The 21,883-nt window shown below is 74.9% G+C and carries 17 protein-coding genes, 2 rRNA genes and 1 pseudogene; 15 read left to right on the top strand and 5 right to left on the bottom strand.

Features of this window, described 5'->3' with window-relative positions; translation table 11 throughout:
• From BLR33_RS31685 to BLR33_RS37035, 4 genes and pseudogenes are all read left to right on the top strand, one after another.
• Positions 1-325 (top strand): 23S ribosomal RNA (locus BLR33_RS31685); the annotation flags it as partial.
• A 130-nt stretch (positions 326-455) separates the two neighbouring features.
• Positions 456-572, top strand: a 5S ribosomal RNA gene (rrf, locus tag BLR33_RS31680).
• Positions 573-867: 295 nt separating this feature from the next.
• Positions 868-2,193 carry a hypothetical protein gene (locus tag BLR33_RS36830; protein ID WP_265737058.1) on the top strand — a complete coding sequence of 442 codons (1,326 nt, stop codon included), beginning with the start codon at positions 868-870 and terminating at the stop codon, positions 2,191-2,193.
• Positions 2,124-2,963, top strand: a pseudogene (locus tag BLR33_RS37035) (hypothetical protein); the annotation flags it as partial. The gene BLR33_RS36830 and the pseudogene BLR33_RS37035, both read left to right, overlap by 70 nt.
• Before the next feature lie 403 nt (positions 2,964-3,366).
• Here the strand turns inward: BLR33_RS37035 and BLR33_RS31670 are convergent.
• The gene (locus BLR33_RS31670; RefSeq protein WP_093788104.1) at positions 3,367-4,644 is read right to left on the bottom strand and encodes a DUF1015 family protein; all 1,278 of its coding nucleotides are present in this window, start codon (positions 4,642-4,644) and stop codon (positions 3,367-3,369) included.
• Positions 4,645-4,713: 69 nt separating this feature from the next.
• Between BLR33_RS31670 and BLR33_RS31665 the strand changes: the two genes are divergently transcribed.
• Positions 4,714-5,742, top strand: coding sequence for an HAD-IIA family hydrolase (locus tag BLR33_RS31665; RefSeq protein WP_093788103.1), 1,029 nt, complete (start codon positions 4,714-4,716; stop codon positions 5,740-5,742).
• A 64-nt stretch (positions 5,743-5,806) separates the two neighbouring features.
• Here the strand turns inward: BLR33_RS31665 and BLR33_RS31660 are convergent, their stop codons facing one another.
• Complete coding sequence (locus BLR33_RS31660; protein ID WP_093788102.1) at positions 5,807-6,646, bottom strand: siderophore-interacting protein; 840 nt, start codon at positions 6,644-6,646, stop codon at positions 5,807-5,809.
• A gap of 4 nt (positions 6,647-6,650) precedes the next feature.
• Positions 6,651-7,697, bottom strand: a complete 1,047-nt coding sequence (locus tag BLR33_RS31655; RefSeq protein ID WP_093788101.1) for an ABC transporter substrate-binding protein — start codon at positions 7,695-7,697, stop codon at positions 6,651-6,653.
• A 58-nt stretch (positions 7,698-7,755) separates the two neighbouring features.
• On the opposite strand from BLR33_RS31655, the gene BLR33_RS31650 reads away from it, so the two are divergent.
• The 3 genes from BLR33_RS31650 (at position 7,756) to BLR33_RS31640 (ending at position 10,958) form a co-directional block, all read left to right on the top strand.
• Entirely contained in the window at positions 7,756-8,820 is a 1,065-nt protein-coding gene (locus tag BLR33_RS31650) for a FecCD family ABC transporter permease (protein WP_093788116.1), read from the top strand.
• 62 nt (positions 8,821-8,882) lie between these two features.
• Positions 8,883-9,902: a FecCD family ABC transporter permease gene (locus BLR33_RS31645; protein WP_245771798.1), complete on the top strand. Its 1,020-nt coding sequence runs from the start codon at positions 8,883-8,885 to the stop codon at positions 9,900-9,902.
• A 42-nt stretch (positions 9,903-9,944) separates the two neighbouring features.
• On the top strand, positions 9,945-10,958 hold the full coding sequence (locus BLR33_RS31640) for an ABC transporter ATP-binding protein (protein ID WP_093788100.1): 1,014 nt from the start codon (positions 9,945-9,947) through the stop codon (positions 10,956-10,958).
• On the opposite strand, the gene BLR33_RS31635 is transcribed toward BLR33_RS31640, so the two are convergent.
• Positions 10,906-11,253 carry an SCP2 sterol-binding domain-containing protein gene (locus BLR33_RS31635; RefSeq protein ID WP_093788099.1) on the bottom strand — a complete coding sequence of 116 codons (348 nt, stop codon included), beginning with the start codon at positions 11,251-11,253 and terminating at the stop codon, positions 10,906-10,908. The two genes, BLR33_RS31640 and BLR33_RS31635, sit on opposite strands and share 53 nt — an antisense overlap.
• Before the next feature lie 164 nt (positions 11,254-11,417).
• Here BLR33_RS31635 and BLR33_RS35465 point away from each other — a divergent pair, with 164 nt between their 5' ends.
• The 7 genes from BLR33_RS35465 to BLR33_RS31600 all read left to right on the top strand — a co-directional run bounded on the left by BLR33_RS35465 (position 11,418) and on the right by BLR33_RS31600 (position 19,748).
• Positions 11,418-12,881: a hypothetical protein gene (locus tag BLR33_RS35465; RefSeq protein WP_176930691.1), complete on the top strand. Its 1,464-nt coding sequence runs from the start codon at positions 11,418-11,420 to the stop codon at positions 12,879-12,881.
• A complete protein-coding gene (locus BLR33_RS31625) occupies positions 12,878-13,255 on the top strand; it encodes a hypothetical protein (RefSeq protein WP_093788098.1) in 378 nt (125 codons plus the stop codon). The genes BLR33_RS35465 and BLR33_RS31625 overlap by 4 nt, the downstream gene beginning before the upstream one ends.
• A gap of 7 nt (positions 13,256-13,262) precedes the next feature.
• Positions 13,263-14,069 (top strand): TlyA family RNA methyltransferase, encoded by an 807-nt coding sequence (locus BLR33_RS31620; protein ID WP_176930682.1) that lies wholly within the window; start codon positions 13,263-13,265, stop codon positions 14,067-14,069.
• Positions 14,066-14,995 carry an NAD kinase gene (locus BLR33_RS31615; RefSeq protein ID WP_407639749.1) on the top strand — a complete coding sequence of 310 codons (930 nt, stop codon included), beginning with the start codon at positions 14,066-14,068 and terminating at the stop codon, positions 14,993-14,995. Before BLR33_RS31620 ends, BLR33_RS31615 begins: the two co-directional genes overlap by 4 nt.
• Positions 14,996-15,496: 501 nt before the next feature.
• Positions 15,497-17,269, top strand: a complete 1,773-nt coding sequence (gene recN, locus BLR33_RS31610) for a DNA repair protein RecN (RefSeq protein ID WP_093788096.1) — start codon at positions 15,497-15,499, stop codon at positions 17,267-17,269.
• Positions 17,270-17,625: 356 nt separating this feature from the next.
• Positions 17,626-18,453: a hypothetical protein gene (locus BLR33_RS31605; protein WP_245771795.1), complete on the top strand. Its 828-nt coding sequence runs from the start codon at positions 17,626-17,628 to the stop codon at positions 18,451-18,453.
• A 164-nt stretch (positions 18,454-18,617) separates the two neighbouring features.
• The gene (locus BLR33_RS31600; RefSeq protein ID WP_407639748.1) at positions 18,618-19,748 is read left to right on the top strand and encodes a glycosyltransferase family 4 protein; all 1,131 of its coding nucleotides are present in this window, start codon (positions 18,618-18,620) and stop codon (positions 19,746-19,748) included.
• Between the two features lie 108 nt (positions 19,749-19,856).
• Here the strand turns inward: BLR33_RS31600 and BLR33_RS31595 are convergent, their stop codons facing one another.
• Positions 19,857-21,683, bottom strand: coding sequence for a glycoside hydrolase family 15 protein (locus tag BLR33_RS31595; protein WP_265737059.1), 1,827 nt, complete (start codon positions 21,681-21,683; stop codon positions 19,857-19,859).
• Between the last annotated feature and the right edge of the window lie 200 nt (positions 21,684-21,883).

The following is a 21,883-nucleotide window of genomic DNA, read 5'->3' as shown; positions in this document are numbered from 1 at the left end:
GAGCTGGGTTTAGAACGTCGTGAGACAGTTCGGTCCCTATCCGCTGCGCGCGTTGGAGTCTTGAGAAGGGCTGTCCCTAGTACGAGAGGACCGGGACGGACGGACCTCTGGTGTGCCAGTTGTTCTGCCAAGGGCATGGCTGGTTGGCTACGTTCGGGAGGGATAACCGCTGAAAGCATCTAAGCGGGAAGCCTGCTTCGAGATGAGGGCTCCCACCTACTTGATGGGGTAAGGCTCCCAGTAGACGACTGGGTTGATAGGCCGGATGTGGAAGCCTTGTGAGGGGTGGAGCTGACCGGTACTAATAGGCCGAGGGCTTGTCTACATTTTGCTACGCGTCCACTGTTTGGTTCCCGGGTTGCGAACAGTCGCACCGGTGAACACTCAACTGAAAAGTGTGCTTGTTCGCTTGGACTCTGTCGCAGTCCCGCCGGCGCGGGACGACCCGATAGTGTTTCGGTGGTCATAGCGTGAGGGAAACGCCCGGTTACATTCCGAACCCGGAAGCTAAGCCTTTCAGCGCCGATGGTACTGCAGGGGGGACCCTGTGGGAGAGTAGGACGCCGCCGAACAATCTTTCCGGACCCCCGGTCCCGGCCTGAGCGCTGGGACCGGGGGTTCTTTGCGTGGGGGCGTCGAAGCCCGGCCACGAAGCGCGTTCTCCCGGCGGATACGGGAGACTTGAACTGCAGCAGCACGATCCGACAGGAGTCACGTCGATGTCCTCCCACTCGCCCGAAGACAGGCCTGAGCGCGGCGATCACCGCCGCGACGACCGGCGTGACGACCGTACGGGTGGCCCCCGCCGGGACGACCGCGGTGGGTCCGGCTTCCGCCGTGACGACCGTCCGCGCTACGACCGTCCCCGTGACGACCGCCAGGGCGGCGGCGGTTACCGCCGTGACGACCGTGGTGGCTCCGGCTTCCGGCGCGACGACCGCCCCCGCGATGACCGCGGCGGGTCCGGCTTCCGTCGCGACGACCGGCCGCGGGATGACCGGCGTGACGACCGCAGGGACGACCGCCCCCGCGGTCCCCGACGTGACGACGACCGCAGTGGCCCTCGCCGGGACGACCGCGGTGGGTCCGGCTTCCGCCGTGACGACCGTCCGCGCTACGACCGTCCCCGTGACGACCGCCAGGGCGGCGGCGGTTACCGCCGTGACGACCGTGGTGGCTCCGGCTTCCGGCGCGACGACCGCCCCCGCGATGACCGCGGCGGGTCCGGCTTCCGTCGCGACGACCGGCCGCGGGATGACCGGCGTGACGACCGCAGGGACGACCGCCCCCGCGGTCCCCGACGTGACGACGACCGCAGTGGCCCTCGCCGGGACGACCGCGGTGGGTCCGGCTTCCGCCGTGACGACCGTCCGCGCTACGACCGTCCCCGTGACGACCGCCAGGGCGGCGGCGGTTACCGCCGTGACGATCGCCCGCGTGATGACCGTCGGGACGACCGTCCCCGCGGCCCGCGCCGTGACGACGACCGGGGCGGCTTCCGGCACGACGACCGTCCCCGCGGTGGTGGCGGCGGCTTCCGCCGTGACGACCGTCAGGGCGGCGGCGGATTCCGGCGCGACGACCGTGGTGGCTCCGGCTTCCGGCGTGACGACCGTCCGCGTGACGACCGCCCGCGCGAGGACCGGCCCCGCTACGACCGTCCCCGTGACGACCGTCCCTCCGGCGGGGGTTTCCGGCGTGACGACCGTCCGCGCTACGACCGCCCGCGTGACGACCGTCCCACCGGTGGTTTCCGGCGTGACGACCGGCCCCGTGACGACCGTCGGGATGAGCGTCCCCGTGACGACCGTCGGGATGAGCGTCCCCGTGACGACCGGCGTAACGACCGTCCGCGTGACGACCGCAGGGACGACCGCCCTCGCGGACCGCGCCGGGAGGACGACCGCGGCGGGTTCCGCCGGGACGACCGTGGTGGCTCCGGCTTCCGGCGCGACGACCGTCCCCGCGACGACCGCCAGGGCGGCGGCTACCGCCGTGACGACCGCCCGCGCGGACCGCGCCGGGACGACGACCGCGGCCACGGGCGCCGCCCCACCGTGCAGGGGCGCGGCCGGTTCGAGAACCGCGGCGGCCGTGACGACCGCCGTGACGACCGCGAGCCGATCCGGCGCCTGCCGATCCCGGACGAGGTCACCGGCCAGGAGATCGACCCGAGCGTGCGGCAGGAGCTGATGAGCCTGCCCAAGACGCTCGCCGAGGACGTCGCCCGCAACCTGGTGATGGTCGCCCAGCTGCTGGACGAGGACCCCGAGCGCGCCTACGCGTACTCGCGCGTCGCTCTGCGGCTCGCCTCACGCGTGGCCGCCGTGCGCGAGGCCGCCGGCTTCGCCTCCTACGCCACCGAACGCTACGGCGAGGCGCTGGCCGAGTTCCGCGCCACCCGGCGGATGACCGGCACCGTGGACCTGTGGCCGGTGATGGCCGACTGCGAGCGCGGGCTCGGCCGACCCGAGCGGGCGCTGGAGATGGCCGGCGCGCCCGAGGTGCACAAGCTGGACAAGGCCGGGCAGGTCGAGATGCGGCTCGTGGCGGCCGGTGCCCGGCAGGACATGGGGCAGGCCGAGGCCGCCGTGGTCACCCTGCAGAGCCCGGAGCTTGCGGCCAATGCGATCCACCCCTGGACCGCCCGCCTGCGTTACGCCTACGCCGACGCGCTGCTGGCGGTCGGCCGCGAGAGCGAGGCGCGCGACTGGTTCGCCAAGGCGCTGGAGGCCGACCACAACGGCACGACCGACGCCTCCGACCGGCTGGCCCGGCTCGACGGCGTGGACTTCGTGGACGCCTTCGACGGGGACGAGGAGGACACCGACGCCGACGAGCAGCCGCAGGCCGCCCGCAAGGACGGTGCCGACTCCGACACGGACGACGTCCGGAACGACGAGGCCGACGCCGACACCGACGCCGACGAGGACGACGACGATGTCGCGGACGACCAGGACGATGACGACGACGTCACCGGTGACGCCGCTGTCTCGGACGACGAGTCGGACGCGGACCTCGACGACGAGGACGACGAGGACGAGGACGACGACTCCGACGAGGAGCCCGCGGCCGGCCGGAAGCGCTCGACGGCACCCGCGGACGCGGACGTCGACCTGACCGACGAGGCCGACCCGTCCTCCTTCCTCGACTCGCCCTTCCGGGCCCCGTCCGCCGCGGAGCGCGAGGAGGACTGACGCCGGAGCCGGCCGTCCCGCCGGGCGCGACACAGGGCGGGACCACCGGCGACACCCCGGCGAGAACAGAGAGGGGCGGCACCCGCACACGCGGGTGCCGCCCCTCTCGCCGTTTCGCGGCGTCGCGCGGCCGGTCCCGGCCCCGCTCGGCCGCCTCCCGGCGGCACCCTCATTCCTCCACCCGCCGCATCACCAGCCCGCTGGCCGGCTTCGGGCCGAAGGACGTGGACTTGCGGGGCATCATGACGCCCTGGCGGGCGAGGTCGAGGACCACCTGCTCGCGCACCGGGTGCATCAGTACCGCGGTGCCGCCGAGCTGGTCCGCGAGGTCGATCGCGGCCTGCGTGTCATGGATGTAGCGGATGTGCTCGGGCGCGTCGGGCACCGCCCATACCTGGTCGAGCAGCACCGCGTGCAGCACGGTGGCGTCCAGACGGCGCCAGGGCTCCGGGCGGTCGGCGGGCACGTGGGCCCCGAGCAGGGCGGGGTCGGGCCGGTCGAGCAGGTGGAAGCCGTCGCCGGCCAGCAGGAAGGCGTTGCCGCCGGTGGCCTCGGCCTCCCGGGCGGCCGAGGCGAGGGCGTCCAGCGCCTGGTCGGCCGGGACGCGGCGGACGCGGAAGGCGGTGCGGGCGGCGGCAAGGGCCTTGGCGGGCGGCAGTTGGGGCAGCAGGCGGTGGATCGCGCGGACCCGCAGCGGATAGCGGGCGGTGTCCACGAGGAGCACCAGGCCGTGGTCCCAGCCGGTGCCCGGCGGGTGCTCGGCGCGCAGCCGCAGATAAGTGGCCCAGCGGTGGTGGCCGTCGGCGATGAGCGCCTGGCGGTGGGCGAGTTCAGCGCTCACGACGGCCTGCTCCGCGGGGTCGGTGAGCGCCCACAGCCGGTGCCGTACGCCGTCCTCGGTGGTGGTGGCCAGCAGCGGGTCCGTGCGCGCGGCCGTGCGCTCGATGACGGCGGCGGTGGTGTCGCCGTCCTGGTAGGCGAGCAGGAGCGGTTCGAGGTTGGCGCCGGTGGCGCGCATCAGGTCCGCCCGGTCGGCGACGGGACCGGGCATGACGTCCTCGTGGGGCAGGACGGCGCCCTCGTCGGGGCCGCTCAGCCGCAGGGCGCCGATGACGCCGCGCTGCAGGTGGTCCCCGTCGCGCTGCTCGTAGACGTAGAGCGCGGGATCGGGGTCGGGAGCGAGGACGCCCTGGTCGACCCAGTCCGTGAAGGTGCGGGCCGCCTTGCGGTGGCGGGCGCTCGGGGTGGCGGCGTCGGGGAGGATGAGCCGGACCACGTTGTGCGGGTCGGCGGTCTCCAGGTGGCGCTGGCCGTCGGGGCGTACCACGACGTCGTACGGCGGCGAGGTGACGGCGGCGATGCTGCCCACCCGTTCGCGCACGTAGCGCAGCCCGCGGAAGGGGGCCAGGTAGGGCCGCCGCGGCAGGTGCTGGTCGGATGCACTCATCCGCGCATGCTACGTCGCCGCCGCCGGGTGCAGGATGATCGAAGTGTGCAGTCCACCCGAGGAGCCCGTATGACCCCCCGAACGAGTCCCGGCGGCAGCGACCGGCCGCTGGATGCCGCCTACGACACCGCCCTGCTCGACCTGGACGGGGTGGTCTACCAGGGCGGTGAGGCGATCGGGCACGCCGTGGAGTCGCTGGCGACGGCCCGCGAGCACGGCATGCACCTGGCCTACGTGACCAACAACGCCTCGCGGACGCCCGAGGCGGTGGCCGAGCACCTGAGCCGGCTGGGCGTGCCGGCGGCCGCGCAGGATGTGGTGACCTCCGCGCAGGCGGTGGCGCGGGTGATCGCGGACGCGGTGCCCGCGGGCGCGAAGGTGCTCGCGGTGGGCGGCGAGGGGCTGCTGGCGGCGCTGCGCGAGCGGGGCCTGGTGCCGGTGGACTCCGCCGACGACGGGCCGGCGGCCGCGGTGCAGGGCTTCAGCCCGGAGCTGCGCTGGTCGCAGCTGATGGAGATGGCGTACGCGGTGCGATCCGGCGTGCCGTGGTACGCGTCCAACACCGACATGACGATCCCCAGCGGGCGCGGCATCGCGCCGGGCAACGGGGCCGCGGTGGAGGCGGTGCGGGCCGCGGCGGGCGGCAGTCCGACGGTCGCGGGCAAGCCGCTGCCGCCGATGCACCGGGAGACGGTGCTGCGGACGGGGGCGAAGCGGCCGCTGGTGGTGGGGGACCGGCTGGACACCGACATCGAGGGCGCGCACGCGGGCGGGGTGGACTCGCTGCTGGTCCTGAGCGGGGTGTCGGGGCCGGTGGACCTGCTGTCCGCCGGGCCGGCGCACCGGCCGACGTACGTGGGCCGGGACCTGCGGGACCTGCTGGTGCCCCACCCCGAAGTGGCCGCTCGGGAGGGCGGGTTCGTCTGCGGGGGCTGGCAGGCGAAGGCGGTGGGCGACGGGCTGGAGGTGTCGGGCGGCGGCGAACCGCTGGACGGGCTGCGGGCGTTGTGCGCGGCGGCCTGGGGCCGGGCGGGCGAGGCGGGCGGCGGGCTCGACCAGGACAGCGCGGCCAAGGCGGTGGCCCGCGTGGGCCTGTGAGCGCGGCCCGGCCGCCGGGGTGCTGCCTGCGGCGTTCGGCACGGGCCGCGTGACCGTGTGACTTCTAGCCGGCTGCCGCTGCCGCCGCTTCCGTCAACAGGTCGTCCTCGGTGCGGCCCTGGCGCCAGTAGCCGGTGAAGGTGACGTGGGTGCGGGGCAGGCCGCGGGCGGTGGTGAGGTGGCGGCGCAGGGCCCGTACGCACGCGGACTCGCCGGCCAGCCACGCGTACGCGGTGCCGGGCGGGAAGACGGCGGCGGTGACCGCCTGCAGGAGGGCGCCGGTGCGGTCGGCGGCGCCGGGGCCGCGGATCAGCCAGGTGACCTCGGCGTCGGCCCGGGTGGGCAGGCCGATCCGGTCCTCGGGGTGGGCGACCTCCAGGAACGCGGCGACGCGGGTGCCGGCCGGCAGTGCAGCGAGGATGCCGGCGACCGCGGGCAGCGCGGTCTCGTCGCCGGTGAGCAGGACCCAGTCGGTGCCGGGCGGCGGGCGGAAGTCGACGCCGCCGTTCTCGGGCACCAGCGGGGCGAGGACGGAGACGGGGTCGCCCGGCTGGGCGCGCCGGGCCCAGCGGGAGGCGGGACCGAGGTCGCCGTGGAGGGCGAAGTCGACGTCCATCTCGGCCCGTTCGCGCCGCACCCCGCTCATCGTGTAGGTGCGCATGATGCCGCGCACGCCGGGGTCGAGGGCCCGCCAGCGCGGGTACCAGGAGTCGTCCAGGATGTCGGGCAGCACGGGGACGTCCTGGCCCTCCTGGGGGAGGAAGAGCTTGAAGCGCTGGTCGTGGCCGCCGCTGACCACGCCGGTCAGCTCGTCGCAGCCGAGGACGACGCGCACGAGGGTGGGGGACAGCCGGCGGGTGCGGACCACGCGCGGGTGGAAGAAGCCGTAGGGGCGTGCGGACACGGGGTCAGCTCACCTTCTTCGCGGTGGTGATGGCCTTGGTCAGCGCCTCGATCTGGTCGGCGCACTTGGCGTAGGAGAAGATCGGCTCGCTCGGCCAGGGCAGCACCTGCCCGGCCTTGACCGCGGGCAGCCGGCCCCATGTGGGCTTGGCGGTCAGGTCCTTGGGCTGGAGGGTGGCGGTGCGGCTGTCGAGCATCACGATGTCGGTCTTGTACTTGTCGGCGTTCTCCCAGCTGAGGGTCTCGAAGAAGCCGCCCTGGACCTTGTTCGGCACCACGAAGTCCACGCCGAGGCTCTTGTAGTAGCTGAGGTCGGCCGCGGCGGAGGGGGCGGAGGCGTAGAAGGAGTCGGCGCTGGCGGAGGCGGCGAGCACGGTGATCCCGCCGTGTGCCTTGGCGGCCGCGCGCAGGGCGGCCGACGCCTGCTCGAAGCGGGTCTTCTGGGCCGCGTTCCGCGCCGACTCCATGTCCGCGCCGAGCGAGGCGGCGAGTTCGGCGTAGCGCTGGAGTGGGGTGGTCAGCGGCACTCCGGCGACGTTGATGCCGACGCTGGGCGCCAGGGCGAGGATCTTGCTCGCGCTCTCGTCGGGGACGTACCACAGGGCCGGGGCCTGGTACATGTGGCTGATCAGCAGGCCGGGGCTGAGGGAGGCGTACTTCTCGATGTTGAACTCGCCCCAGGTGTTGCCGATGACGGTGACCTTGCTGACGTCCACGTCGCCGGCCTGCGGGTCGGCGCTGCCGTCCTTGAGGGTGGTGGGGCCGAAGACGCCGGTGCACGCGATGCCGTAGTCGTGCAGGGCGGCGGCCGAACCGATGTAGGCGACGAGGTTCTTCGGGGTACGGGACAGGGCGACGCGCTTCTTGCGGTCGTCGGTGAAGGTCCAGGGGCCCGCAGGGGTGGTGGCGCCGGCCGGGGGTTTCGCGGAGGAGCTGCCGGAGTCCGACGAACCGCCGCACGCGGCCAGCAGCGCGGCGAGCCCCGCGGTGCCCCCGGCGGCGAGCAGGCCGCGGCGGGACGGGTGGGGCTGGGCGAATCGGGGTGAAGGCATGACGGCCACCGCTCTGCTCGAAGTTATCTAGCGAGGGTAGGCTAACCTAAGTTGCGTGTTGGTCGACCGTGACTCCACCCGAACCGCCGATCCGGGCCCGCCGGACACCCCGCCCCGCGGCAGCCCGGCCGCGGCCGACGCCCGGCGTGCCGCAGGGCTCGTGCTCGCCCTGGTGCTGCTCGCCGCGGTGTGCGTCGCCAGCGTCGCGATCGGCGCGCGGAGCATGGCCGTGGGGGACGTCTGGCACGGCCTGTTCCACTACTCGGGCACCGACGACGACGTGGTGGTCCGCCAACTGCGGGTGCCGCGCACCGTATTGGGGCTGATGGCGGGTGCCGCGCTCGGTGTCGCGGGTGCCGTGATGCAGGCGCTGACCCGCAACCCGCTCGCCGATCCCGGTCTGCTCGGCGTCAACGCCGGTGCCGCGGCCGCCGTCGTCTCCGGCATCAGCTTCCTCGGCGTCACCTCCACCACCGGCTATGTGTGGTTCGCGCTCGCCGGCGCCGCCGCCGTCTCCGTCCTCGTCTACGCCATCGGCGGCACCCGCTCGGCCACCCCGGTCCGCCTCGCGCTCGCCGGCACCGCCGTGACCGCGCTGCTGCAGGGCTGGACCAGCGCGGTCGAACTCACCGACCGCGTCGCCCTGGACCGGATGCGCTTCTGGCAGGTGGGCTCGCTGGCCTCGGCGAGCATGGCCACCGTCCGGGACGTCGCGCCCTTCCTCGGCGCCGGCGCGCTGCTCGCCTTCGCCGCCGCCCGCCCGCTCAACGCCATCGCCCTCGGCGACGACACCGCGCGCGGCCTGGGCGCGCGGCTGACCCGCACCCGGGTGCTCGCGATGGCCGCCATCACCCTGCTGTGCGGGACCGCGACCGCCGCGTGCGGGCCCATCGTCTTCGTCGGCCTGATGGTGCCCCATGTCGTACGCGGCATCACCGGGCCCGACATGCGCTGGATCCTGCCGTACGCCGCCGTGCTCTCCCCGGTGCTGCTGCTCGGCTCCGACGTGATCGGACGGGTCGTCACCCGGCCCGCCGAGCTGCAGGTCGGCATCGTCACCGCCGTCATCGGCGGCCCGGTGTTCATCGCGCTGGTCCGCCGCCGCCGGATGGCCGAGCTGTGAGCCCCGCCCTGCCCCGCCGGGCGGCATCCGGCACCTCCGCCCCGCGCAGGGCCCGGCCCGGCGTGCTGCGCCGCGGCGGCCTGTCCCTGGCGGTCGAGCGCCGCTCCCTGGTGGTGTGCGCGGTGCTGCTGGTCACCGCGCTTGCCTTCTCGATCGTGCTGATCGGCACCGGCGACTACCGCATCGCCCCCCTCGACGTGCTGCGCAGCCTGACCGGCCACGGCAACCCCGGCCAGGACTTCGTCGTCCGCCAACTGCGGCTGCCCCGCGTCGTGGTGGCCCTGCTGGTGGGCGCGAGCCTCGGCATGGCCGGCGCCGCCTTCCAGACCGTGGCCCGCAACCCGCTCGGCAGCCCCGACGTCATCGGCTTCGGCCAGGGATCCGCTGCCGGCGCCCTCGTGGTCATCGTGCTGCTCAAGGGCCCCGCCTGGCAGGTCTCGCTCGGCGCCGTCGCCGGCGGCCTGCTCACCGGGCTCGCGGTCTACCTGCTCGCCTGGAAGAACGGCGTGCACGGCTACCGGCTGGTGCTCGTCGGCATCGGCGGCTCCGCGGTGCTGTCGGCCGTCAACAGCTACCTGCTGGTCAGGGCCGACTTCGTGGACGCCGCCAGGGCCGTGGTGTGGATCACCGGCTCGCTCGACGGCCGTGACTGGAGCCAAGTGCGGCCGCTGCTCGCCGCCGACCTGGTGCTCATGCCGCTGCTGCTCGGCCACGGCCGCGCCCTGCGGATCACCGAGATGGGCGACGACGCCGCCCATGCGCTCGGTGTACGCGTCGAACGCACCCGCCTGGTCGCCGTCCTGGCCGCGGTGCTGCTCACCGCCGCCGCGACCGCCGCCGCCGGCCCGATCGCCTTCATCGCGCTCACCGCCCCCCAACTCGCCCGCCGCCTGACCCGCTCGCCCGGCGTCGCCCTGGCCCCGGCCGCGCTGATGGGCGCCGCCCTGCTCGTCGTCGCCGACTGGGCCGCCCAGCGCACCTTCCCCTCCGGGCAGGTCCCCGTCGGCGTCGCCACCGGCGTCCTCGGCGGCGGCTACCTGCTGTGGCTGCTGGTCACCGAACGCCGGGCGGGCCGGATATGACCCCCCGGCACGTCTGCGAAATCTGCGAAAGGGAACACCCCGATGAGTCGCCGAACCGACACGTCGACGCCGGCAGCCGCCGGAGCCGGGGGGCCGCAGCACGGCGCCGGCCGGCTGACCGCCGAGTCGGTCACCCTCGCCTACGACCGCCGGCTCATCGCCGAGGACCTGTCGGTGGCCGTCCCCGACCACTCCTTCACCGTCATCGTCGGCCCCAACGCCTGCGGCAAGTCCACCCTGCTGCGCGCCCTGTCCCGCCTGCTCAAGCCCGCCGCCGGGCAGGTCCTGCTCGATGGCCGGGCGATCGGCACCCTGCCGGCCAAGGCCGTCGCCAGGACCCTCGGGCTGCTCCCGCAGAGCCCGGTGGCGCCCGACGGCATCACCGTCGCCGGGCTCGTCTCCCGCGGCCGCTACCCGCACCAGGGGCTGCTGCGGCAGTGGTCGGCCGAGGACGAGCGGGTGGTGGCCGAGTCGATGGCGGCCACCGGCGTCGCCGCCCTGGCCGACCGCTATGTCGACGAACTCTCCGGCGGCCAGCGGCAGCGCGTGTGGATCGCGATGGCCCTGGCCCAGCAGACCCCGCTGCTGCTGCTCGACGAGCCCACGACCTACCTCGACATCCAGCACCAGATCGACGTCCTCGACCTGTGCGCCGAACTGCACGAGCAGCGCGGCCGCACCCTCGTCGCGGTGCTGCACGACCTCAACCAGGCCGCCCGCTATGCCACCCACCTCATCGCCATGCGCGACGGGCGGATCGAGGCGCAGGGCCCGCCGGGCGAGATCATCACCGCGGAGCTGGTCGAGCGCGTCTTCGGGGTGCGCTGCCGGATCATCGAGGACCCAGAGAGCGGCACCCCGCTGGTGGTGCCCGCCGCCCGGCGGCCCACGCGCGGGCCGGACGCGGCTGCCGGCGCCGGGGCGGGAAACCCTGGGGGAGACGTCGGAGAGGGCGTCGGGGAAGCCCGTGCGGGAACCGCCGGGGAAGCCGCCGCGGACGTCGCTACAGAAGGGACCGCAGCCGCAGCACGTCCCGAAGGCTCGCCTGCACCTTGACCCGGCCCGAGCCCCACGCCTTGGCGAAGTTCAGCCCGCCGCCGACCAGCGCGACCAGGTCGTCGCCGGTCATCGCCAGCCGGATCTGCGCCTTGCCGGCCGGCTCGCCCGGCACCGCGACCACGTCCCGGATGCCGCCGCCGGCCAGCCGGCCGGTGAAGGTGACGTCGAGGTCGGTGATACGGCAGCTGAGCGAGCGGTCCAGCGCGGTGGCGGCGCGCACATCGCCCTCGGCCGCCGCGAGGTTCGCCGACAACTGGTCGAGCGCCGCGCGGCACTCCTCGATCGTGGCCATCGGCGGCGGTCTTCCTCGCAGGTGCGGTACGGGCGGGTACGTCCGGATGACGGTACCGCAAGGAGCCGTGAGCGGGGCTGCGGGCTCCGGAAGCGGTAGCGTCGAGACCGCACCATGTGACGACGCGACACCATCAGCCAAGGGCGAGGCGAGGAGTGAGGGCGATGCGGGACGCACTGCGTACCTGTCTGCAGATCGCGGGCGGCCTGACCGAGGCCACCCGCCGCCGGGCGGTCGAGGCGGCCAAGGAGCTGTTCGAGCAGGCGGGCGTCGACCCGGCCGCGCTCCGCGAGCGGATCGAGGCGGCCGTGCCCGCCGAGGTCCAGTCGCTGGCCGACGAGCTTCTCGCCGCGGGCCGGACCAACCGCGACCACCTGCTCGGCCTGGTCCGCGAGGAGGCCGACCGGACGATGGGCCGGGTGGCCCGGATCGCCGACGAGGTGACCAAGGTCGGCGTCGTCCTGGAGACCCTGGAGCGGCGCATCCGCAACCTGGAGGACGAGCAGCCCCAGCCGGGCAAGGACACCGGTGGGAGCGGGGAGCAGGCCGCGACCTCGCCGGCGCGGACGGTCGCGCCGACCGGGCAGGCGGCTCCGCCGGTGCAGCACGTGACGGTGGACACCGAGCCGCCGGTGCCCGCGCCGGAACGGAAGTCCCCGACGCCGACACCGACTCGGCGGGAGAACGCGCCGAGCGGCGCGGCGGGACGCGGGCCTGCCGCGAAGAAGACGGCGGCGAAGAAGACGGCCGCGAAGAAGGCGCCCGCGCGGCGGCCCGCGGCGAAGAAGGCCGCTGAGGCCGGGCCGACAGCGGCTGCGGGTACGGGTGCGGCCGAGAAGACGGCGCCCGCGAAGAAGAGTGCTGCCGCGGGCAGGAAGAGTGCCGCCGGGAAGACCGCCCCCGCGGGCCGTAAGACGGCGAGCCCGGCGAAGAAGACGGCGACGACCGCGACTCCGGGCACGCAGACCGCGAAGCGGGCGGCAGCGGACGCCGCCGAGCGGACCGCGCCGGCGAAGAAGGCCCAGAAGGCCCCGGCGGCGAAGAAGGCGGCCACGAAGAAGACGGCGGCCGGCAAGGCGGCGCAGGCCCCCGCCGCGAAGAAGACGGCGAAGAAGACGGCTGCCGTGGGTGGTACGGGCGCGGGGGCGGCCAAGAAGACTGCCCCTGCGGGTGGTACGGGTGCGGCGGCGGCCAAGAAGACTGCCCCTGCGGGTGGTACGGGTGCGGCGGCGGCCAAGAAAACCGCCCGAGCGGGCGGTACGGCCGAGTCGGCGGCGAAGAAGATCGCTCCCGCGGGCGATACGGGCACAGCGGCAGCCAAGAAAGCGGCGCAGTCGGGCGGTTCGGGCGGCTCCGCGGCCAAGAAGACCGCTCCTGCGGCGGGTTCGAACGGGGGCTCGGCCGACACGGCGGCTCCCGCGGGTGGTGCCGGAGCGGCTGCGGGCAAGAAGGCGGCGCCCGCGAGGGCTACGGGCGGTGCCGCCGCGAAGAAGAGCGCGCCGTCGGCGGCGCCGGGTACGGCCAAGAAGACTGCCCCGGGCGGCGGTTCGGGCGCGGCGGACAAGGGCACTTCCTCGAACGGCGCCGGACCGGCCGCGCAGGGTCCCGGGAACGGGAGCGGGCAGTGAGCGAGCCGTACGGCCTCGGTGGGTCCGTGGGGGAGTCCTACGATCTGCCCGGGGTGCCGCAGCAGGGCCCGGGCCACTCCGCGCAGCCGCCGGCGCCGCGGGTCGCGCCCGACGCAGCAGCCGCGGCCGTACCGCAGGACGGAGCACAGGCTGCACAGCTCGCGGCGCAGCCGTCGGCGGAGGCCGGTTCCAAGCGGCCGCCCGAGCCGCTCGGGGTGACCGTTGCGCCGACCGGGAATCCTGAGGTGGATGCGGCCGTTGAACGGCTGGGGGACGCGGACGAGCTGCCGACCGACGCGCACATCGAGGTCTACGAGGACGTGCACGCGGCACTGCGGCAGTCGCTCGCCGCGCTGGACGAGAACAGGGGCTGAACCACACGTGGCACGACGCCGACTCGACGCCGAGCTGGTGCGCCGGAACCTCGCACGCTCCCGTGAGCACGCGAGCCAGTTGATCGCCGCGGGGCGGGTCTCCGTGGCGGGGGCGACCGCCACCAAGGCGGCCACCCAGGTGGAGACGAGCGCGGCCGTCGTCGTCGCCCGTGACGACAGCGAGCCGGAGTACGTCTCGCGCGGCGGGCACAAACTCGCCGGGGCGCTGTCCGCCTTCATGCCCCGCGGGCTCGTCGTCGCGGGCCGCCGGGCGCTGGACGCGGGCGCGTCCACCGGCGGCTTCACCGATGTGCTGCTGCGCAACGGGGCGGCCGAGGTCGTGGCGGTGGACGTCGGCTACGGCCAGCTCGCCTGGTCGCTGCAGAGCGACCCGCGGGTCGTGGTCAAGGACCGTACGAACGTGCGGGAGTTGACACTCGAGGCGATCGACGGGCGGCCGGCCGACCTCGTCGTCGGCGACCTGTCGTTCATCCCGCTCGGGCTGGTGCTGCCCGCGCTGGTGCGGTGCGCGGCGCCGGACGCGGACCTGGTGCTGATGGTCAAGCCGCAGTTCGAGGTCGGGCGGGAGCGGCTGGGCAGCGGCGGCGTGGTCCGCAGCACGCAGTTGCGGGCCGAGAGCGTGCGCAAGGTCGCCGCGCAGGCGGCCGAGTCGGGGCTGGGCGCGCTCGGGGTGACCGCGAGCCCCCTTCCGGGGCCGTCCGGCAATGTGGAGTATTTCCTGTGGCTGCGCTCCGGTGCCCCCGCGCTGGACCCGGCCGATGTCGACCGTGCTGTGGCGGAGGGGCCCCGGTGAGCAGCGTGTTGCCCGAGAAGAGTGAAGGCCAGGAGCGCACCGTCTTCCTGCTCACCCACACCGGCCGCGACTCCGCGGTGCGCAGTGCTGAGCGGGTCGTGCACGGCCTGATGCGGGCGGGGATCGGGGTGCGGCTGCTGGAGGACGAGGCGGCGGACATGCCGCTGCCCGAACGGGTGGAGCTGGTCGGCGAGATCGGGCCCGGCTCCGTGCAGGGCTGCGAGCTGATCATCGTGCTCGGCGGGGACGGGACGCTGCTGCGCGGGGCGGAGTTCGCGCGCGCGTCGGGGGTGCCGATGCTCGGGGTCAACCTCGGGCGGGTCGGCTTCCTCGCCGAGGCCGAGCGGGACGACCTGGACAAGGTCGTGGACCGCGTGGTCACCAAGGAGTACGAGGTCGAGGAGCGCATGACGCTCGACGTGCTGGTCCGCGTGGACGGGCACATCGTGCACACCGACTGGGCGCTGAACGAGGCGTCGGTGGAGAAGGCGTCCCGCGAGCGGCTGCTCGAGGTCGTGACGGAGGTGGACGGGCGGCCGGTGACGGGGTTCGGCGGCGACGGGGTGGTGTGCGCGACGCCCACCGGGTCGACGGCGTACGCGTTCTCCGCGGGCGGGCCGGTGGTGTGGCCCGAGGTGGAGGCGCTGCTCATGGTGCCGATCAGCGCGCACGCGCTGTTCGCGAAGCCGCTGGTGACCTCGCCGCGGTCGGTGCTCGCCGTCGAGGTGCACCCGCATTCGCAGCACGGGGTGCTGTGGTGCGACGGCCGCCGCACCGTCGAACTCGTCCCCGGCGCGCGGGTCGAGGTCCGCCGCGGGGCCGTGCCCGTGCGGCTCGCCCGCCTCCACCACGCGTCCTTCACGGACCGCCTGGTCGCGAAGTTCGCCCTCCCCGTAGCCGGCTGGCGCGGCGCGCTCCGCGGCTGACGGGCCCTGGCCCCTCACCGCCCGGGTTCCCCGCCGCTCCCGAGCGCACGGCTCCCAGGACTCGTCGCGAATGGCGAGGTGAGGCGAGACGGGTTGCCGTGTCTGGGGGCGCGGGGAACTGCGCGCTCAGCAGAACATCGGCCTGCGGCCGGGGAGGGCGGCGTGGGGGCAGACGGGTTGCCGTGTTTGGGGGCGCGGGGAACTGCGCGACCAGCCAGGCACCGGCCTTCGGCCGGGAAGGGGGAGACCCCCCTACGGCGGGTTGCCGTGTCTGGGGGGCGCGGGGAACTGCGCGACCAGCCAGGCACCGGCCTCCGGCCGGGAACGGGGAGACGCCCCTACGGCGGGTTGCCGTTCTTGGGGGCGCTGGGGGTTACCCCAGAGGGGGCACCCTCGAAGCCACGTGCGGGTGGCACCCGGCACCGCAGGGAACCTCCGCGGCGGGGAGCCGCACTCGCCCGCCACCCCGGAGGGGATCGCGCTGCGGCCCGAAAACCTCGTATGGTCGTATCCGTGTTGGAGGAAATGCGCATCCGCTCGCTCGGCGTGATCGAGGACGCCGTGGTCGAGCTGTCCCCCGGGTTCACCGCGGTGACCGGGGAGACCGGCGCGGGCAAGACCATGGTCGTCACCAGCCTCGGCCTGCTGCTCGGCGGCCGCGCCGACCCCGCGCTGGTGCGGATCGGCGCCAAGCAGGCGGTGGTCGAGGGCCGGATCACCCTGGAATCCGCCGCGGCCGCAGCCGTCCGCGCGGAGGAGGCCGGCGCGGAACTCGACGAGGGCGCGCTGCTGATCAGCCGTACCGTTTCGGCCGAGGGCCGCTCCCGCGCCCATGTCGGCGGCCGCGGCGTCCCGGTCGGGCTGCTCGGCGAACTCGCAGACGAGCTCGTCGCCGTCCACGGGCAGACCGACCAGCAGGGGCTGCTGCGCCCGGCGAGGCAGCGCGAGGCGCTGGACCGGTACGCCGGGGACGCCGTCTCGGTCCCCCTGGAGAAGTACGGCGCCGCGTACCGGCGGCTGCGCGAGGTCGCCGAGCAGCTCGCCGAGATCACCACCCGGGCAAGGGAACGCGCCCAGGAGGCGGACCTGCTGCGCTTCGGCGTCGAGGAGATCGCCGCCGCCGAGCCGCTGCCGGGCGAGGACGTCGAGCTGGCGGCCGAGGCCGAGCGGCTCGGGCACGCCGAGGCGCTGGCCTCGGCCGCCGCCGCCGCGCACACCGCCCTCGCCGGCAACCCCGAGGACCCCGAGGCGGTGGACGCGGGCACGATCGTGGCCGCCGCCCAGCGCGCGCTGGACTCCGTCAGCGCCCACGACCCCGTGCTGCGCGACCTCGCCGCCCGGCTCGGCGAGATCGGCATCCTCGTCGGGGACGTCGCCGGCGACCTCGCCGGATACGCGGACAACCTCGACGCCGACCCGCTGCGGTTGGCCGCGGTGGAGGAGCGGCGGGCGGTGCTCGCGAACCTGATCCGCAAGTACGGCGGCGAGTACGGCGAGGAGCTGCAGGGCACCGACGCGGTGCTCGCCTGGGCGCAGCGCGGGGCCGCCCGCCTCATCGAACTCGACGGCGACGACGACCGGATCACCGAACTCACCGCCGAGCGGGACGCGTTGCGGGCCGAACTCGGCGAACTCGCCCAGACCCTCACGGACGCGCGGACCGAGGCGGCGGAGCGGTTCGCCGCCGCCGTCACCGCCGAACTGGCCGAACTCGCCATGCCCCACGCCCGGGTCGGCGTCGCCATCCACCAGACCGAGGTCTCCGACCCCGAGGCCGGGATCGAAGTCGGGGGCCGCGCGGTGGCTTTCGGCCCGCACGGGGCGGACGAGGTCGAGCTGCAGCTCGCGCCGCACCCCGGGGCGCCGGCGCGGCCCATCGCCAAGGGGGCCTCCGGCGGTGAGCTGTCGCGGGTGATGCTCGCCGTCGAGGTCGTCTTCGCCGGGTCCGACCCCGTGCCGACATATCTCTTCGACGAGGTGGACGCGGGGGTCGGCGGCAAGGCGGCGGTCGAGGTGGGGCGGCGGCTGGCCCGCCTCGCCCGCACCGCGCAGGTCGTCGTGGTCACCCACCTGCCCCAGGTCGCCGCCTTCGCCGACCGCCAGTTGCTGGTCGAGAAGACGAACGACGGGTCCGTCACCCGCAGCGGTGTGACCGTCCTGGAGGGCGAGGCCCGGGTCCGCGAACTCTCGCGCATGCTGGCGGGTTTGGAGGACTCCGAGCTGGGCCGCGCCCACGCGGAGGAACTCCTCGCCGCGGCGAAGGCTTCGCGCTGAACGGGGGCCACTCGCCGCGGGAGTGTCCGCCGCCTCCGGCCGCCAGGCCGGCGGTGGGCCCGCGGCTGCCTGCCGCGCAGGGTGCCCCACGGTGCCGCCTGCCGCGCCGTCGTGGTTGCTCGTGGACCCGCCCCCAAGAGGCGGCGGCTCGCCGTCGGCGGTTCTGCCGGTGCCCGGCCGCGGGCCGGTCGGTGTCTGCTCGCGCGGTTCCTCCCCCGGCGCTTCGCCCGGGAGGTGCCCCCGGCGCCGCCGTTCAGTTCGCCCTTCGCGCGGAGGGCACCGTTCTTGCGACGGCGGACAAGCCCCCTGGGGCGGACGGAGGGGGGCCCGGCCCCGTGGAGGAAAGGAACCGTGCGGTGAGAAGAGCGGGAACCCTGTCGGTGGCGGCCGCCGCCGCTGCCGCGACCCGCGCTGCGTACCGTCAGCTGCGGCGCAGGCCCCCGGTCGAGGCGAGGCTGTGGTCGCGGACCAACTACGCCGGCCACGGCGTGGAGTTGTACGGGGGGCTGGCCGCGGCCGCGGGTGCGGTCACGGCGATGGCGGCCGCGCGCGGGGTGAGCGTACGGACCCGGATCGCCGCGGTCGGGGCCGCGTTGGCGGCGGGTGCCTGCGGGGCGTACGACGACCAGAAGGGCTCCGCGGACGAGCGCGGGTTCGCCACCCACCTGCGGGCGCTGCGTGAGCGGCGGCTGACCTCGGGCGGGGTGAAGCTGCTCGGGATCGGCGCCGCCGGGCTCGCCGCGGGCGCGCTGCTCAAGGCCCGCCCGCTGGACCAGGTGCTGGCCGGAGTCGTCATCGCGGGCACCGCCCACGCGGTGAACCTGATGGACGTCGCCCCCGGCCGCGCCGCCAAAGCGCTGATCACCGCGGGCGTGCCCGGCCTGCTGCGGCGCGGCCCCGGCTCGGTGCTGGCCTCGGCCCCGATCGGCGCGGCCGCCGCGGTGCTGCGCGACGACCTGAGTGAGCGGACGATGCTGGGCGACGCGGGCGCCCACGCGCTCGGAGCGGCGCTGGGCGCGGGGGTGGCACTGGCCGAGGGGCGCGCGGCCCTGATGCTGCACGCGGCCGTCGTGGTCGTCCTGGCCGCGGCGGGCGACCGGATGGCGATCGGTGAACGGGTGTGGAACGCCCCCGGGGTGCGGCGCGTTGACTCATGGGGTCGCGTTCCTCACCCGTACGGGTGATCCGGGAGCAGAGTGGACGGGGCCGACGGCGTACGCGGCGGTCAGGCCAGGGCCACGGCCTGGCATCCTGGATCGGACACCGCGGCCGGCGCGGCACCCGCCAGACCGCCGGGCGCCGGTGGGCCGCGCCCGCCGTACCGAGTCGAGTCAGGAGCGCCACCCGCGTGAGCAGCAGCACCTCGCACCCCGCCCAGGGGCAGCTGCACGCCGTGCACGTCCTGGGCACGGTCGCGGGCGCACACGTCAGCTCGCTGGCCGGCGGCCTGGTGGCGCGCGGAGTGGACGTCACGGTGTGCGGGCCCGCCCCCGCCCAGGACGACTACGGCTTCAAGCCCACCGGGGCCCGCTACACCCCGCTCGACCTCGGCCGCTCGCTCACCGCGGGCGCCCCGGCCGTCGCCGCGCTGCGCACGGCGTGCGTGGGCGCGAGCGTGGTCCACGCGCACGGCCTGCGCGCCGGGCTGCTGGCCGCGCTGGCCCTCGGCGGGCGCGGCACACCACTGGTGGTCAGCTGGCACGGCGGCGACGTGCCGGCCGACGGGCGGGGCGCGGTGATGGCGCGCTGGATGGAGCGGCGTGCGGTGCGCGCGGCCGCGGTCGTGCTGGGCGACTGCTCGGACCTGGTGGACCGGGCCCGCGCGCACGGCGCCCGCGACGTGCGCCTCGCCCCGGCCGCGGTGCCCCGCCCGCCGGGCCGCCCGCCGCGGCTGCCGGCCGACGCCGACCGCGAACGGCTGCGGGTGCGGGCGGAGTTCGGCGCGGTGGACCGGCCGCTGCTGCTGGCCGTCGGCCGGTTGGAGCCCGACGGCGGGCACGATGTACTGCTGGACGCGGCCGCCTACTGGGCCGCGCACGCCTCCCGCCCGCTGCTCGCCCTGGCCGGCGAGGGCTCACGCCGGGCCGCCCTCCAGCACCGCGTGGAGAGCGAGAAGTTGCCGGTGGTGCTGCTCGGCCGCCGCGACGACGTGCCCGAACTGCTGTCCGCCGCCGACCTGGTGGTGCTGCCCAGCCGCTGGGAGGCGCGCGCCCTGATCGCCCAGGAGGCGCTGCACGCGGGCGTGCCCCTGGTCGCCACCTCGGTCGGCGGCACCCCCGAACTCGTCGGCGAGGCCGCCCACTTGGTGCCCTACGGGGACGCGGCCGCGCTCGCCCGCGCGGTGGTCGCCCTGCTCGGCGACCCCGACCGCCGGGCCGCCCTGTCGGTGGCCGGCCGGGCCCAGGCGGCGACCTGGCCGACCGAGGACGACACGGTCGCCCAGGTGCTGAGCGTCTACGACGAACTCGTCCGCGCCTGAACTCCCCGTGCCCGCCGGGGGATCGGCGGGCACTGCGGACAGGCGCCGGACGAACGGCGAGCAAACGGCGAACGCGCCCGGGCCGGGTGAGCCGGACGGCGGCCCGGCTCAGCCCCGGAAGGCCCCCGCGGCCGTCAGCCGCAGCGCCGTGTCGATCAGCGGCACATGGCTGAACGCCTGCGGGAAGTTGCCCACTTGGCGCTTGCGGCGCGGGTCCCATTCCTCGGCGAGCAGCCCCAGGTCGTTGCGCAGGGCGAGCAGCTTCTCGAAGAGGCGGCGGGCCTCCTCCACCCGGCCGATCATCGCCAGGTCGTCGGCGAGCCAGAAGGAGCAGGCGAGGAAGGCGCCCTCGTCGCCGGGCAGGCCGTCGAGGTTCTCGTCGCCGCTGTCGTCGCTGTGCGAGGTGGGGTAGCGCAGCACGAAGCCGTCGGAGGTGGACAGTTCGCGCTGGATGGCCTCGATGGTGCCGATCACCCGCTTGTCGTCCGGCGGCAGGAAGCCCATCTGCGGGATCAGCAGCAGCGAGGCGTCCAGCTCCTTGGAGCCGTAGGACTGGGTGAAGGTGTTGCGCTCCTTGTCGTAGCCCTTCTCGCACACGTCGTAGTGGATCTCGTCGCGCAGTTCGCGCAGCTCCTCCAGCGGCCCGTCGGTCTCGCCGGACTCGATGAGCTTGACGGTGCGGTCGACCGCGACCCAGGCCATCACCTTGGAGTGCACGAAGTGCCGGCGCGGCCCGCGCACCTCCCAGATGCCCTCGTCGGGCTCCATCCAGTGCTTGGACAGGTAGGCGATGAGCTTCAGCTGCAGCACGCTGGCGTAGTCGTTGCGGGCCAGGCCCGTCATGTGGCCCAGGTGCAGGGCCTCGGTGACCTCGCCGTAGACGTCGAGCTGGAGCTGGTGGGCGGCGCCGTTGCCGATCCGGACCGGGCGGGAGCCCTCGTAGCCGGGCAGCCAGTGCAGCTCGTTCTCGCCGAGCTCGCGCTCGCCGGCGATGCCGTACATGATCTGCAGGTTCTCCGGGTCGCCGGCCACCGCGCGCAGCAGCCACTCGCGCCAGGCACGGGCCTCCTCGCGGTAGCCGGTGCGCAGCAGCGAGGACAGGGTGATCGCCGCGTCGCGCAGCCAGGTGAAGCGGTAGTCCCAGTTGCGCACCCCGCCGATGTCCTCGGGCAGCGAGGTGGTCGGGGCGGCCACGATGCCGCCGGTCGGCCCGTAGGTGAGGGCCTTGAGCGTGATCAGCGAGCGGATCACGGCCTCGCGGTAGGGGCCGTTGTACGTGCACTGCTCGACCCACTCGCGCCAGAAGTCCTCGGTGGCGGTCAGCGCGCCCTGCGGGTCGGGCAGCGGCGGCTGCGGCTTGTGGGAGGGCTCCCAGCTGATGGTGAAGCAGAGCCGGTCACCGGGCGAGACGGTGAACTCGCTGTACGTCGTCAGGTTCTCGCCGTAGGTGGCGACATCGGTGTCGAGCCACACCGAGTCGGGGCCGGCCACGGCCACCGTCCGGTCGCCCACCTGCTGCACCCACGGCACCACCTGCCCGTAGGCGAAGCGCATGCGCAGCGACGAGCGCATCGGCACCTTGCCGCTGACGCCTTCCACTATCCGGATCAGCTGCGGGGCGCCGTCGCGCGGCGGCATGAAGTCGATCACCCGAACGGTGCCCGAGGCGGTGTCCCACTCCGACTCCAGCACCAGGGACTCGCCGCGGTAGTGCCGGCGGGTGGCGTCGGGGGTCTTCTCGCCCTCGGCGACGGCCGGGCCGATCCGCCAGAAGCCGTGCTGGTCGGTACCGAGCAGTCCGGCGAAGACGGCCGGCGAGTCGAACCGGGGCAGGCACAGCCAGTCCACGGTGCCGTCCCGGCAGACCAGTGCGGCGGTCTGCATGTCACCGATGAGTGCGTAGTCCTCGATACGCCCTGCCACGTGCAACTCCAGTCGAACACGGCGCCGCCCCCGCTGGGACGGTCTTGCGGTTGGGGGTCATTCCTACAAGCAGAAAACAGATACGGAACCGTCTTGAGCTGTGACGAGCTATGGACCCGGAGGGGGGCGGGGATGGTGCCGTGCCGGTCGGCTCGCGCAATGCGTCCGAGCAGAATACGTCCTCGCGCGGGGCGGTGCGCGTCTCTCCGGGA

This window comes from Actinacidiphila guanduensis (assembly GCF_900103985.1).
GTDB lineage: Bacteria > Actinomycetota > Actinomycetes > Streptomycetales > Streptomycetaceae > Actinacidiphila > Actinacidiphila guanduensis.
This window is presented reverse-complemented; position numbering and strand designations above follow the sequence as displayed.

What these genes read in the sequence shown, in the direction of transcription:
- BLR33_RS31670 (WP_093788104.1), bottom strand. Translation starts at nt 4,644, where the DNA reads ATGAGTGCATCCGACCAGCACCTGCCGCGGCGGCCCTACCTGGCCCCC.
- BLR33_RS31665 (WP_093788103.1), top strand. Translation starts at nt 4,714, where the DNA reads ATGACCCCCCGAACGAGTCCCGGCGGCAGCGACCGGCCGCTGGATGCC.
- BLR33_RS31655 (WP_093788101.1), bottom strand. Translation starts at nt 7,697, where the DNA reads ATGCCTTCACCCCGATTCGCCCAGCCCCACCCGTCCCGCCGCGGCCTG.
- BLR33_RS31640 (WP_093788100.1), top strand. Translation starts at nt 9,945, where the DNA reads ATGAGTCGCCGAACCGACACGTCGACGCCGGCAGCCGCCGGAGCCGGG.
- BLR33_RS31635 (WP_093788099.1), bottom strand. Translation starts at nt 11,253, where the DNA reads ATGGCCACGATCGAGGAGTGCCGCGCGGCGCTCGACCAGTTGTCGGCG.
- BLR33_RS35465 (WP_176930691.1), top strand. Translation starts at nt 11,418, where the DNA reads ATGCGGGACGCACTGCGTACCTGTCTGCAGATCGCGGGCGGCCTGACC.
- recN (WP_093788096.1), top strand. Translation starts at nt 15,497, where the DNA reads ATGGTCGTATCCGTGTTGGAGGAAATGCGCATCCGCTCGCTCGGCGTG.